This window comes from Sodalis sp. RH16 (genome assembly GCF_047324245.1).
Lineage (GTDB): Bacteria > Pseudomonadota > Gammaproteobacteria > Enterobacterales > Enterobacteriaceae > Acerihabitans > Acerihabitans ligni.
In genome coordinates this window covers 2,019,551-2,031,658 of record NZ_CP178737.1, presented here as the reverse complement: position 1 = coordinate 2,031,658, position 12,108 = coordinate 2,019,551, and the positions used below count along the sequence as shown (strand labels likewise).

The 12,108-nt window shown below is 55.9% G+C and carries 13 protein-coding genes; 4 read left to right on the top strand and 9 right to left on the bottom strand.

Annotation, left to right across the window (positions count from 1 at the left end; translation table 11 throughout):
• From ugpE to ugpB, 3 genes are all read right to left on the bottom strand, one after another.
• The gene (gene ugpE, locus ACL2XJ_RS09205) at positions 1–846 is read right to left on the bottom strand and encodes a sn-glycerol-3-phosphate ABC transporter permease UgpE (RefSeq protein WP_203524420.1); all 846 of its coding nucleotides are present in this window, start codon (positions 844–846) and stop codon (positions 1–3) included.
• Positions 843–1,733 (bottom strand): sn-glycerol-3-phosphate ABC transporter permease UgpA, encoded by an 891-nt coding sequence (gene ugpA / locus ACL2XJ_RS09200; RefSeq protein WP_132923879.1) that lies wholly within the window; start codon positions 1,731–1,733, stop codon positions 843–845. Before ugpA ends, ugpE begins: the two co-directional genes overlap by 4 nt.
• A gap of 65 nt (positions 1,734–1,798) precedes the next feature.
• Positions 1,799–3,118: a sn-glycerol-3-phosphate ABC transporter substrate-binding protein UgpB gene (gene ugpB / locus ACL2XJ_RS09195; RefSeq protein ID WP_413726313.1), complete on the bottom strand. Its 1,320-nt coding sequence runs from the start codon at positions 3,116–3,118 to the stop codon at positions 1,799–1,801.
• Positions 3,119–3,609: 491 nt separating this feature from the next.
• Here ugpB and ACL2XJ_RS09190 point away from each other — a divergent pair, with 491 nt between their 5' ends.
• Both ACL2XJ_RS09190 and ACL2XJ_RS09185 read left to right on the top strand, forming a co-directional pair.
• Positions 3,610–3,888: a type II toxin-antitoxin system ParD family antitoxin gene (locus ACL2XJ_RS09190; protein ID WP_413726312.1), complete on the top strand. Its 279-nt coding sequence runs from the start codon at positions 3,610–3,612 to the stop codon at positions 3,886–3,888.
• Positions 3,885–4,199: a type II toxin-antitoxin system RelE/ParE family toxin gene (locus ACL2XJ_RS09185; RefSeq protein ID WP_413726311.1), complete on the top strand. Its 315-nt coding sequence runs from the start codon at positions 3,885–3,887 to the stop codon at positions 4,197–4,199. The genes ACL2XJ_RS09190 and ACL2XJ_RS09185 overlap by 4 nt, the downstream gene beginning before the upstream one ends.
• A 181-nt stretch (positions 4,200–4,380) precedes the next feature.
• Here the strand turns inward: ACL2XJ_RS09185 and ACL2XJ_RS09180 are convergent, their stop codons facing one another.
• Positions 4,381–5,097, bottom strand: coding sequence for an HAD family hydrolase (locus ACL2XJ_RS09180; protein WP_413726310.1), 717 nt, complete (start codon positions 5,095–5,097; stop codon positions 4,381–4,383).
• Positions 5,098–5,240: 143 nt separating this feature from the next.
• Here ACL2XJ_RS09180 and ACL2XJ_RS09175 point away from each other — a divergent pair, with 143 nt between their 5' ends.
• On the top strand, positions 5,241–6,101 hold the full coding sequence (locus ACL2XJ_RS09175) for a LysR family transcriptional regulator (RefSeq protein WP_413726309.1): 861 nt from the start codon (positions 5,241–5,243) through the stop codon (positions 6,099–6,101).
• A gap of 157 nt (positions 6,102–6,258) precedes the next feature.
• Here ACL2XJ_RS09175 and livF read toward each other — a convergent pair whose 3' ends face one another.
• The 5 genes from livF to ACL2XJ_RS09150 form a co-directional block, all read right to left on the bottom strand.
• Entirely contained in the window at positions 6,259–6,960 is a 702-nt protein-coding gene (gene livF / locus ACL2XJ_RS09170) for a high-affinity branched-chain amino acid ABC transporter ATP-binding protein LivF (RefSeq protein ID WP_132927913.1), read from the bottom strand.
• Between the two features lie 17 nt (positions 6,961–6,977).
• Positions 6,978–7,757: a high-affinity branched-chain amino acid ABC transporter ATP-binding protein LivG gene (gene livG / locus ACL2XJ_RS09165; RefSeq protein WP_132923885.1), complete on the bottom strand. Its 780-nt coding sequence runs from the start codon at positions 7,755–7,757 to the stop codon at positions 6,978–6,980.
• Complete coding sequence (locus ACL2XJ_RS09160) at positions 7,754–9,025, bottom strand: high-affinity branched-chain amino acid ABC transporter permease LivM (protein WP_132923886.1); 1,272 nt, start codon at positions 9,023–9,025, stop codon at positions 7,754–7,756. The genes livG and ACL2XJ_RS09160 overlap by 4 nt, the downstream gene beginning before the upstream one ends.
• Complete coding sequence (gene livH, locus ACL2XJ_RS09155; protein WP_132923887.1) at positions 9,022–9,948, bottom strand: high-affinity branched-chain amino acid ABC transporter permease LivH; 927 nt, start codon at positions 9,946–9,948, stop codon at positions 9,022–9,024. The genes ACL2XJ_RS09160 and livH overlap by 4 nt, the downstream gene beginning before the upstream one ends.
• 79 nt (positions 9,949–10,027) lie before the next feature.
• A complete protein-coding gene (locus ACL2XJ_RS09150; protein ID WP_132923888.1) occupies positions 10,028–11,137 on the bottom strand; it encodes a branched-chain amino acid ABC transporter substrate-binding protein in 1,110 nt (369 codons plus the stop codon).
• Positions 11,138–11,539: 402 nt separating this feature from the next.
• Here ACL2XJ_RS09150 and panM point away from each other — a divergent pair, with 402 nt between their 5' ends.
• On the top strand, positions 11,540–11,941 hold the full coding sequence (gene panM, locus ACL2XJ_RS09145; RefSeq protein ID WP_413726308.1) for an aspartate 1-decarboxylase autocleavage activator PanM: 402 nt from the start codon (positions 11,540–11,542) through the stop codon (positions 11,939–11,941).
• Positions 11,942–12,108 lie beyond the last annotated feature (167 nt).

The window sequence follows — 12,108 nt, the reverse complement described above, 5'->3', positions numbered from 1 at the left end:
TTATTTCTCACTGTCAACCAGCCCGCGCACAAACCAGCGCTGCATCAGCAGCACGATCGCCACCGGCGGAAGCATGGTAAGCAGCATTGCCGCCATCACGTCATTCCACTGTGTGGTGCCGTCTCCCAGGGATATCATGCTTTTAATGCCCGCCACCGCCGTACCCATGGCGCCGTTATTGATAATCAGAATCGGCCATAAATACTGATTCCAGCCGTAGATAAAGGTGATCACGAACAATGCCGCCAAGTTGGTTTTCGACAGCGGCAGCAAAATATCCCAAAAAAACCGCAGCGGGCCGGCGCCGTCGATGCGCGCCGCTTCCAGCAATTCATGGGGTACGGTTAAAAAAAACTGACGGAACAGGAAGGTGGCGGTGGCCGAAGCCATCAACGGCAGGGTCAACCCGGTATAGCTGTCCAGTAAATGCAGATTGGCGATGACATCGACGGTGGGGAAAATACGCACTTCCACCGGCAGCATCAGCGTCATGAAAATCAACCAAAAGAACAGGCTGCGCAGCGGGAAGCGGAAATAGACAATGGCATAAGCGGATAAAATCGAGACAAAAATCTTGCCGATGGTGATACCCAGGGCCATGACCAGACTATTGAACAGCAGCCGGCTGAACGGCACCGCCTGGGAACCGACGCCTTGCAGCCAGACATGGCGGATATTATCCCACAGCGCACTGCCCGGCAGCAGGGTAAGGGGCACCTGGAATACTTGTTTATCATCCAGCGTCGCCGCCACCAGGGCGATGTATAACGGCAGCAGGATGATGGCCACCCCCAGAATCAGCATGATGTGGCTGAAGATATCCAGTCCGCGGCGATGTTCAATCATTGGTAGCGCACCTTACGTTCCACAAAACGAAACTGAATAACCGTCAAAATCATTACCAGGATCATCAACACCACGGATTGCGCCGCCGAATTGGCCAGATCCAATCCGGCAAATCCTTCACGATAGATTTTATAGATAAGCGTGGTGGTGGCCTGCACCGGACCGCCGGCGGTGGCCGCGTCAATGACCGGGAAGGTATCGAAAAAGGCGTACACCAGATTCACCACCAGCAGGAAAAAACTCACCGGCGAGATTAACGGCAGCGTAATGGTAAAAAAGCGCCTGACCGGACCGGCTCCGTCGATGGCCGCCGCTTCCACCAGGGAACGGGGTATGGACTGCAGCGCGGCGAGGAAAAACAAAAAGTTGTAGCTGACCTGCTGCCATACGGAAATCAGCACCACCAGGAACATCGCCTGGCCGCTATTCTGCGCATGATTCCACAGATAGCCGAAGTGGTTCAGCAGATAACTCACCAATCCCATACCGGGATTGAACAGGAACATCCACAGTACCGCCGCCACGGCCGGGGCGATGGCGTAAGGCAACAGCAACAGGGTTTGATAAATGCGCTTGGCCCGCAGGACGTGATCCACCAGCGCGGCCAGAAATAGCGAGACCACCAGGCCGATACCGGTGACCAGAGCGCTGAAAATCATCGTGGTTTCAAAAGAAGCCAGGTAGTACTCATCCTTTGACAGGCGGATGAAATTATCGAGGCCGACAAAAGTGCTGGAAAGGCCGAAGGGATCCACCTGCTGTACCGAATACCAGAGCGCTTTTCCCGCCGGCCAGAGAAAAAATACCGCGGTAATCGCCAATTGCGGCAGCAGCAGGACATAAGGCAGCCATGTGTTGGTAAAACCGCGATGCGGAGCGTTAGCCATAGACAACCCAATCCGGTGGACGCAAAACGACCCGGGGCAATAACCCGCGGGTCGAAAGGGTGGATTTAACGTACCGATTGTTCAAAGCGGCGCAGCAGCTCGTTACCGCGTTTTACCGCATTGTCCAATGCTTCCTGCGGCGTGGCTTTACCGGTCCAGACCCGTTCCAGCTCTTCATCCACCACGGTGCGGATTTGCGGCATATTGCCTAACCGTAACCCCTTGGTGAACGGCAGCGGCGGTTTGTTCAGCATCTGTTTGGTGGCAATATCCGAACCTGGATTTTTATCATAAAAACCCTGGGACTTGGTTAATTCATAGGCGGCGGTGGTGATGGGCAGATAACCGGTTTTCTGGTGCCATTCGGCGGCAATGTCCGGTTTGGACAGGAACTGCAGGAACTCCGCCACGCCTTTATAGGTGTTGTCGTCCTTACCGTTCATCACCCACAGGCTGGCGCCGCCGATAATGGCGTTCTGCGGCGCGTCTTTCACGTCGGCGTCATAAGGCATCATACCCACGCCGTAATTGAATTTGGCATATTGACGGATATCCGCCAGCGAACCGGAGGAGGCGGTGGTCATGGCGCATTCGCCGTTATAGAATTTCGCGGTGGACTCATCTTTACGGCCGTAATAGCTGAAATCGCCTTTCTTGTTCATATCCTCCAGCAGCTGGATATGCTTGACCTGCAGAGGTTTATTAAACACCAGCACCGCGTCGAAACCGCTGAAGCCGTTGTTTTCGGTGGCCACCGGCAAGGCGTGCCAGGCGCTGAAGTTTTCAATCTGGATCCAGCCCTGCCAGCCGCTGGCGTAACCGCAGGTCATGCCGGCGGCGCGCAGTTTGGACGCATCTTCCGCCAGTTCCTGCCAGGTCTTGGGCGCGACATCGGGGTTCAGACCGGCTTTTTTGAACGCGTCTTTATTGTAATAAAGCACCGGCGTGGAGCTATTGAACGGCTGGGAGAGCAGATGGCCGGTTTTGCTGTCGCTGTAATATCCCGAGACCGTTGGCACGAAGGCCGATTCATCGTTTTTGATACCGGCCTGCTCGAATACCTGGTAAACCGGTTTAATGGCATGGCTGGCCATCATGGTGGCGGTGCCGACTTCATACACCTGAAGGATGGCCGGCGCATTGCCGGTGCGGTAAGCGGCGATGCCCGCCGCCAGGCTTTGTTCGTAGTTGCCTTTATAGGAAGGGACAATGCGATAATCCGACTGGGATTGGTTAAAACGGGTCGCCAGGGAGTCGACCTCGGTGCCCAGCGCGCCCTCCATCGAATGCCAGAAAGGTATCTCGGTTACGGCCTGCGCGCCGGTACTTAACGCCAGCGTCAGCGCAATGCTCATTGTTGTTATACGGATACTGTGCTTCAACATGCCTGTCTCCTGAATGCCCAACGAAAAAATTCATCGGTCTGTAACATGACATGTCGAAATGACAGAATAAGAACAGGGTTGTGACAGCGGGATGACAGCGGGCTTGCTACGAGAAATGAAGAATCCCTTAAATTACCGAATTGAACCTCCCTCCTGCTATGGGGACCTATGCTCTATCGGCCATAAACCACACCACACCGCCGGTCGATAATTAGTTGAATTTCATTCAATGCGCCGCATAATGCCCGATTAAAAGTGGTAGTAACATTTTATTACAGTTATGCGGCACTAGGGGCGGCGGTAGGCACAGCCACCGTGGTGACCGGTGGCGTTATCGGCGGTGCATGCATCGACGCATCCGGCGGAGCAGACGCAGAGCGAAGGGCCGGACGGTGATGAAAGGCACCGGACTGCTGGCCGACCTGCTGGCAGATGACGTGGGCGACAAAAATGAGTATGATTAAATCCTACTCGTTAGAAGGAGAAACACGATGCGCACCACACAACAAATGAGCATTACCCTGCCCAATGAAATGGCAGCCAATGTAAAATCCAAAGTCGCCAGTGGAGAATATGCCTCTGAAAGCGAAGTTATCCGCGAGGGCTTGCGGGCGCTGGACGCACGCGATAGGGCCATGGAAACCTGGCTGCGCGAAGAGGTGGCCCCGGCGTATCAAGCGCTTAAGGCCGACCCAAGCAGGGGAATGAGCGCGGATGAAGTGCGCGCTAACCTAGCGCGGGCCCACAGGGAGAAAACCAAAAAGGCATGACGGACTATCGGGTGGTGTTCGCACCGGAAGCGAACAAACAGCTTATCGCACTCTATGACTATATCGCTGACGCCGCTTCGGCGGGTGTAGCACAAAGCTATACGGACGGCGTTGTGAGTTACTGCGAATCGTTAGCGCAGTTCCCGTACAGAGGAAACCGGCGCGACGAACTGTTGCCGGGGTTACGGATAACCCACTATCGAAAACGCACCATTATCGCCATAGTGGTGAATGACGAAGCTCAGGAAGTTAACATCACGGGCATCTGGCACGGCGGCCGGCAATATGAAAGCGCGTTCGAGGTGGAATAACCCGAACACTGGCGCGGCAACAAAACTAGCTCGCTCTCTGCAAGGCCGCTGGGGTACGGTACGAGGAGGTGCTTATCGAGCGCGTACTGCACACGTCTCGTAAGATAACGAGCCGATAGCAGGACTTTCAGGTCCGTCAGAATAAATGCACGCCCGCCGTTCCCTTAGCCCCCGGCGCCTCTTAGCGCCGGCCGTTTGTCATGATGCGCAAAATCCGCTCCACGATTACCTCATACCCTGGGCAGAATGAAAGGATAGCGCCTGTCGCGTCGTTGACGATGACTTTCATGCCCCGGAAGTCGGGTACGACGACTTTTGCGCCAAGGGGTATCAGGTCTTCATCGCCGATGCCGACGCAATAGGCGCCGGCGGCGACAGCAGAAGTCACCCCGCTCTTGGCGTCCTCGAAAACGACGGTTCTGCTCGCGGGAATACCCAGACGTTCGGCCGCGAGCAGGTAGGGATCGGGGCGGGGTTTGCCACGGGCCACGTCATCCCGTTCAACGATTACCGAGATATAGGGCTCAGCCTGGAGTAACGCGATGACCCGATCGATTTTCAGGCGCCAACCGCTGGTGACGATACCCACCGGAATCCCGGCCGAACCGAGGGAAGCGATAAGCTGCGCCACGCCCGGAATGGGCTCGCAATCGGCGGTATTTTCAACATGGATAATATGCGACTGAATCTTCGCCTGATCGGAAAGCGGCAGATCGTGGAACAGCGCGCGGATGGTATGCGGCCCGGGCTGGCCGTGGATGTGCTTAACGATGTCATCCGGTGTGATCCGGCGCCCGTACATTTGGGCAGCCTCGCGCCATCCCTGCTCAATGACGGCCCGGGAATCGATTAATACGCCGTCCATATCAAACAAGACCGCCGCTATTTTCTCACTCATCTATTATTTCTCCATGACACAATAGCGCGTCGCGCTTAATGTGGGTGGCGGCGACTGCCTGAAAGGAATATCAATGTCACCCATAAAATCCACACTGTATAATGACTTTTTTTCCAGGTTTGATAAGCGGCGGGAATGGATGAATGGATATAAAGCTATTGCGGTCATTCGTTACCTTGGCGGAGCTGGGAAGTTATCACGCCGCGGCCGAAATCCTGTGCTTGACGCAACCTGCATTGACCAAGCAAATTCAAGCGCTTGAGCACCAGATCGGCGTCAGTCTCTTCCGGCGCGGCCGCCATGGTTCCATGCTCACGTTGGCGGGGAAACAGCTTTATGCCAAAACAGGCGAATTGCTGAAACATTTCGATGACTTTCAGGAATATACCTCCCGAATACGGGAAGGCAACGAGGGAAAACTGGCGCTTGGGTTCGGCATATCGTCATTTCAGCTTGCTCCTGCCTGGGTACATACTTTTCGTGAACAATTCCCCAATGTAGAAGTATCGTTAAATGACATTCCGTCCAATATGCAATGCCGAATGCTCATTGAGGGACAACTTCAGGCCGGTTTTATCCGCTTGCCGATGCCCGAACCCCTTAAAGCCAAGGTGCTGATGGAAGAGAAACTGGTACTGGCTGTTCCTGCAAGCGTTCAGGCGGATCCCGCGAATATCCAGCGCATACTTGAAATGCACCCGCTGCTGCAAATCAATCCGCGCCGCGGGCGCTGCCTGGCCGAGCAATCAGCCCTTTTCCTCAAATTAAATCATCTCAGCGCCAAATGTTCCTTTGCCGCTGATGATATCCATAGCCTATTAGCATTACTCGCGGCGGGAAACGGTGTGGCTTTGCTGCCCTCCGGTATCAGCCATTTTCTGCCGACGGGCGTGAGTATTGTGCAGCCGGAGGAAAGCCACGCCCTTTGGCAGATTGGGGTGGCATGGAATCCAGACATAAAGGATGCGCTGCGGGATAGCTTTTTACAGATGATGGCCGCATAGCCTAAGACACGCCGCCCCGCCATCAGCGATGGCCAAGACAGGCATGCCTGTGGGAAAGTCCGCGTTGCGTGCCGGTCGGGCTTTCGGGCCCGACCTCCTCTTAACCTGCGGTTTTCGTTTGTCGTGCCATCCTTTCAGCCGAACCAAATCCCCGCCCTTATCCCCCCAAATACGCGCTGCGCACCGCTTCATTGGCCAGCAGCGCCGCGCCGGTATCCTCCAGCACGATGCGGCCGTTTTCCAGCACATAGCCGCGATCCGCCAGCTTTAGCGCCTGGTTGGCGTTCTGTTCCACCAGGAAGATGGTCATCCCTTCCTGGCGCAGCTGCTCGATGGTATCGAATATCTGCTGGATGATAATCGGCGCCAGGCCCAGGGAGGGTTCGTCCAGCAGCAGCAGCCTGGGCTGGCTCATCAGGGCCCGGCCGATGGCCAGCATCTGCTGTTCGCCGCCGGACATCGTGCCGGCGCGCTGGATGCGCCGCTCGTAGAGCCGGGGGAACAGTTCATATACGCGTTTGATGCGCTGCTGATACTGCACGCGGTCGGCAAAAAAGCCCCCCATCGCCAGGTTCTCTTCCACCGTCATGCGCGAAAAGACCCGGCGGCCTTCCGGTACGATAGCGATGGTGGCGCGAGTAATGCGCGCCGTGGGCCAATGGGTTATCTCATTGCCGTCGAAGAATATCTCCCCGGCGGTGGCACGGGGATCGCCGCATAATGTGCCCAGCAGGGTGGTCTTGCCCGCGCCGTTGGCGCCGATAAGCGTCACGATTTCACCCTGTTCGATATGCAGACTCACCTCGTGCAGCGCCTGGATTTTACCGTAATGGGCCGATACTTGATTAAATGACAGCATCTCTGTTCTCTTACTCATCAGGCCTCACCCAGGTAAGCCCGAATCACGTCCGGATTGGAACGGATTTCAGCGGGGGTGCCGTTCGCCAGAGGCGTCCCCTGGTTAACGACATAAATTCGATCGGAAATGCCCATCACCAGCTTCATATCATGCTCGATTAACAATACCGAGACGTTATGTTGTGAACGCAGCTCCGCGATCAGATTATTCAGTTCGGCGGTTTCATTCGGGTTCAGGCCCGCCGCCGGCTCGTCCAGCATCAACAGCGAAGGACGGGTCACCATGCAGCGGGCGATTTCCAGCCGGCGCTGCTGGCCGTAAGCCAGATTCCCCGCCTGGCGGTTGGCCATCTCCAGCAAGCCCACGCGGTCCAGCCAGGTACCGGCGTAATCCTGCGCCTCGGCTTCCGCCTGGCGGAAGGCGCGGGTTTTCAGCAAGCCGGCGAATACCCCGCTCTTCAGGTGCTGATGTTGGGCCACCAGCAAATTCTCAATCACCGTCATCTCGCGGAACAGCCGCACGTGCTGGAATGTCCGCACCACGCCCATCCGGGCGATTTTCTGGCCCGGCAGTCCCTCCAGATGCTGATCCCGCAGCAGGATAGTGCCGCCGGTGGGGCGGTAGAAACCGGTGAGGCAATTGAATACCGTGGTCTTGCCGGCGCCGTTGGGGCCGATAAGGGAGACGATTTCGCCGGGGAACAGGTCCAGATCCACTTGATTCACCGCCAGCAGGCCGCCGAAACGCATGGACAATTGCCGGACGGACAATAACGGCTGTAAAGCAGCGTCGCTCATGCCTGCGCTCCTTTACCGGTTTTCATTTTCATTTGCGGACGTTTCATCGGCAGCAGGCCCTGCGGCCGCCAGATCATCATCAATACCATCAGGGCGCCCAGCAACAGCATGCTGTATTGGTTCAGGTCCCGCATCAGTTCACGGGAGACCACCAGCAGAATCGCCGCCAGGATCACCGCGAACTGCGATCCCATGCCTCCCAAGACCACAATGGCCAGCACAAAGGCGGATTCGACGAAGGTGAACGATTCCGGACTGACAAACCCCTGCCGCGCGGCGAACAGCGTACCGGCAAAACCGGCGAACGCCGAGCTGATGGTGAAAGCGGTCAGTTTGATTCTTGTCGGGCTCAAACCCAGGGAACGGCAGGCAATCTCATCTTCCCGCAGCGCCTCCCAGGCCCGGCCCAGCGGCATGCGCAGCAGGCGGTTGATGATAAACAGCGTCAAGATAACCAGCAGTAGCGCCACCATATATAAGAAGATGATGCGATCGTTGGGGTCATATTTCAGGCCGAAAAAGTGATGAAAGGTATCCCATCCCCCCTCCCGTGCCTCACGGCTGAACTCAAGGCCGAACAAGGTCGGTTTCGGTATCTGGCTGATGCCGTTCGGACCGCCGGTCAATTCGGTGTTATTCAGCAGCAGGATACGGACGATTTCGCCGAATCCCAGCGTGACAATCGCCAGATAGTCCCCGCGCAGCCGCAACACCGGGAATCCCAGCAGCAGGCCGAACACCGCCGCCGCCAGTCCGGACAGCGGCAGGCACTCCCAGAAACTCAGGCCGTAATAATGGGTCAGCAGGGCATAGGTATACGCCCCGATGGCATAAAAGCCGCCATAGCCCAATACCAATAAGCCGGACAACCCCACCACCACGTTCAGGCCGAGGCCCAGCATGATATAAATCAGGGTCAGGGTGGCGATATCCACCGTACCGCGGGACACCAGGAACGGCCAGGCGATGGCGGCCAGGATCATCACCAGCGCCAGCCATTTCTGGCGCGGCGTGGAACCGTCGAAGCTGGGCAGCACCCAGGACGGGCCGCTGATTTTTTGCAGGCCCTGCTGGAACGAGGGCCGCAGCAGCTGGAACAGGAACACTACCCCGCAGCCGGCGCCAATCCAATACCAGCGCACCTGTCCGGCGCCGTGCACCACCAGGCGGGTGCCGTCCAGGCTAAGCTGCATCCCCATGACGATAGAGGCCAGCACTAATAACATCAGCGCGGACAACAGCGCGCCGAAGAACGTATTGATCTTCATACCTTCTCAACCTCCGGACGGCCCAGAATCCCGGTAGGCAATACCAGCAGCACCACGATAAGCAGGGCAAACGACACCACATCTTTGTATTCGCTGCTCAGGTAAGCCGACGTAAGGGCTTCCGCCACGCCTAGAATCAATCCCCCCAGCATGGCGCCGGGAATACTGCCGATACCGCCCAGCACCGCGGCGGTAAACGCCTTCATGCCGGCCATAAAGCCGATATAGGGATTGATCACGCCGTAAAACTGGCCGAGCAACACGCCCGCCACCGCCGCCATCGCCGCGCCGATCACAAACGTCAGCGAAATCACCCGGTCGGTACTGATGCCCAGCAGGCTGGCCATCTTCAAATCTTCAGCACAGGCGCGGCAGGCGCGTCCCATGCGGGAATAGCGGATAAACAGCGTCAATGCCAGCATGGCGACAAAGGTCACTGCCCAGATAATGAATTGCATGGTACTGATGCTGGTAACAAAACCGTTGTTTTGCCCCAGGATCCACTGGCCGCTCACCAGGTTAGGCAGCGCCAGATCGCGGGATCCCTGCGACAGGCTGACATAATTCTGCAGAAAGATGGACATGCCGATAGCGGAAATCAGGGCTATCAGGCGTTTTGAGGAGCGCACGGGCTTGTAGGCCACCCGTTCGATACTCCAGCCATACGCGCTGGCGATGACGATGGCCGCGATAAACCCGGCGCCTATCAAAAGCCAGCCGGCATCGATACCCATCATCATCAACGCGGCAATGACAATAAACGAAACATAGCTACCGATCATATACACCTCGCCATGGGCGAAGTTAATCATGCCGATAATGCCGTAAACCATGGTGTAGCCAATGGCAATCAATGCATAGGTGCTGCCCAACGTCAAACCGTTGAACAACTGCTGCAAAAAGTAAAGGAACTGCTCGGACATACCATAACCTTTGTAGCCGCCCCCGGCGCGGGACCGATGCCGGGGGCGACGATTTTTTAAGACAAGGGGAGGGAGCAGATTACTTCACCGCGGTGGAAGTGCCGTCTGCATGCCATTTGAATACACCGAATTCGAAACCTTTCAGATCGCCTTTATCATCCCAGCTCAGCGGTCCCATCACGGTATCCACCGAGTTGGCTTTGAGGTTCTTCACGATATCCGCCGGATCCATGCCGGCCCGTTCCATGCCGGTGGTGAGGGACTGCACCGCCGCATAGGTCGTCCAGACGAAAGGCCCGGTATAATCCAGTTTTTTGGCTTTGAACTCGGCGACAATCGGCTGGTTGGAAGGCACCTGGTCATAACGCTTCGGCAGGGTCACCAGCATGCCCTCGGAGGCGGCGCCGGCAATATTGGACAGTGATGAGTTACCCACCCCTTCCGGCCCCATGAACTGGATATTCAGCCCGGCTTGCCTGGACTGCCGCAGGATTTGCCCCATTTCCGGGTAGTAACCGCCGAAATAAACAAAATCGACGTTTTCTTTCTTCAGACGCGCCACCAGGGTGGAAAAATCCTTGTCGCCGGCGGTGATGCCCTCAAACAGCACCACGTTGCCGCCGTTTTTCTTCAGGCTGTCCTGCACGGCGCGGGCCAATCCTTCACCATATTGCTGTTTGTCATGGACCACGGCGATGCGTTTGGGTTTGACCTCATCGAGGATATATTTCGCAGCGGTGGGGCCCTGATCCGAATCCAGGCCGGTGGTGCGCAGAATCATTTTATAGCCGCGCGTGGTGAGATCGGCATTGGTGGCCGCCGGGGTGATCATGATGACCCCTTCGTCTTCATAGATATCCGACGCCGGCTGCGTGGAGGAAGAGCACAGATGGCCGATGACATATTTTATGCCGTCATTAATCACCTTATTGGCCACCGCCACCGCCTGTTTCGGATCGCAAGCGTCGTCGTATTCCACCGCCACCAGTTTATTGCCTTTTATGCCGCCTTTGGCATTAATATCGGCAATCGCCTGGCGCGCGCCGGTAAATTCCATGTCGCCATATTGGGCAACCGGACCGGACATTGCACCGACAACCGCCACCTTGATATCCTGCGCCCAGACGGTATGGCTCATCGCCATGGCCATACAACCGGCCAGCAAAGCGTTACCTTTGTTGAATTTCATCCACCTTTTCTCCATGTTTGTTGTGTTTGCTGTCTGATTATTAACCGGCTTTCCACGGCAACCAGATGTTTTTATTATACGTAATAATGATTTAGCCTTCTGGAACGCAAGATCCAAAATAAGCTTTTATTTTCATATTATTAAACAGAAATATTATGCTGTAAATCAACTTATACTTTAAGAAATAACCTGCATTGGCAGCACAAAATAATGGTATAATTAACCATCATTCGATAATCTTTCAGATAGTCATGCTAGATTGTCATTTTATGTAAGTTTAATTGCTCCGAAAATGTTTGAATGACATAAGGTTTCTTGAGGTTTTGCGATAGCAAGATTTACATAATCTTTTATAAACAAATTCGCTACATTATTCCTTTACGTCTTTAAGTGATTACACGCATGAAATTGACAATCGAACGACTCTCCGATTTTACCGAACAGGATAAAATTGATCTGGCCAAAATATGGCCGGAACAGGATATCCCCGCCCTGGCGGGCAAACTCTCTCCTTCCTATGCGGTATTTGCCGCCAGGTTCAACGATCGGTTGCTGGGCGCGGTGCAGGTGGTCATTGATAACGAATGGGGCGAAGGCAGGCTGGTCTCGCCCCTGGTGCGGCCGGTAACCCGGCGCCGCGGCGTGGGATTGTATTTGTTCAATGAAGCACAGCGACAGTTGCCGGAGATCAATCACTGGTGGTTAAGCGGCGCCCAGCCGATGGAAGATCGGGCGGTAATGGAGCAATTCATGGCCGCCTGCGGATTTTGCCTGGAGCAGGACGGCTGGCATAAAAGGCGCTGAAGCGGCGGGAAATCCTACGACCACCAAGGCTTGAACCGTACGTGTTAAAGGGAAACCGTGCTGATGGAGTCGAATCGGGCATGGTTTTCCTGCCCGACCGAGCGCCCCTCAGCGCGGTAGGCCCGCTACCACCAAGGCTTGAACCGTGCGTGTTAAAGGGAGACCGT

What these genes read in the sequence shown, in the direction of transcription:
- ugpA (WP_132923879.1), bottom strand. Translation starts at nt 1,733, where the DNA reads ATGGCTAACGCTCCGCATCGCGGTTTTACCAACACATGGCTGCCTTAT.
- livG (WP_132923885.1), bottom strand. Translation starts at nt 7,757, where the DNA reads ATGAGCGACGCTGCTTTACAGCCGTTATTGTCCGTCCGGCAATTGTCC.
- ugpB (WP_413726313.1), bottom strand. Translation starts at nt 3,118, where the DNA reads ATGTTGAAGCACAGTATCCGTATAACAACAATGAGCATTGCGCTGACG.
- livH (WP_132923887.1), bottom strand. Translation starts at nt 9,948, where the DNA reads ATGTCCGAGCAGTTCCTTTACTTTTTGCAGCAGTTGTTCAACGGTTTG.
- ACL2XJ_RS09185 (WP_413726311.1), top strand. Translation starts at nt 3,885, where the DNA reads ATGACGGACTATCGGGTGGTGTTCGCACCGGAAGCGAACAAACAGCTT.
- ACL2XJ_RS09190 (WP_413726312.1), top strand. Translation starts at nt 3,610, where the DNA reads ATGCGCACCACACAACAAATGAGCATTACCCTGCCCAATGAAATGGCA.
- ACL2XJ_RS09160 (WP_132923886.1), bottom strand. Translation starts at nt 9,025, where the DNA reads ATGAAGATCAATACGTTCTTCGGCGCGCTGTTGTCCGCGCTGATGTTA.
- panM (WP_413726308.1), top strand. Translation starts at nt 11,540, where the DNA reads ATGAAATTGACAATCGAACGACTCTCCGATTTTACCGAACAGGATAAA.
- ACL2XJ_RS09150 (WP_132923888.1), bottom strand. Translation starts at nt 11,137, where the DNA reads ATGAAATTCAACAAAGGTAACGCTTTGCTGGCCGGTTGTATGGCCATG.
- ACL2XJ_RS09180 (WP_413726310.1), bottom strand. Translation starts at nt 5,097, where the DNA reads ATGAGTGAGAAAATAGCGGCGGTCTTGTTTGATATGGACGGCGTATTA.
- ugpE (WP_203524420.1), bottom strand. Translation starts at nt 846, where the DNA reads ATGATTGAACATCGCCGCGGACTGGATATCTTCAGCCACATCATGCTG.
- livF (WP_132927913.1), bottom strand. Translation starts at nt 6,960, where the DNA reads ATGCTGTCATTTAATCAAGTATCGGCCCATTACGGTAAAATCCAGGCG.
- ACL2XJ_RS09175 (WP_413726309.1), top strand. Translation starts at nt 5,241, where the DNA reads ATGGATATAAAGCTATTGCGGTCATTCGTTACCTTGGCGGAGCTGGGA.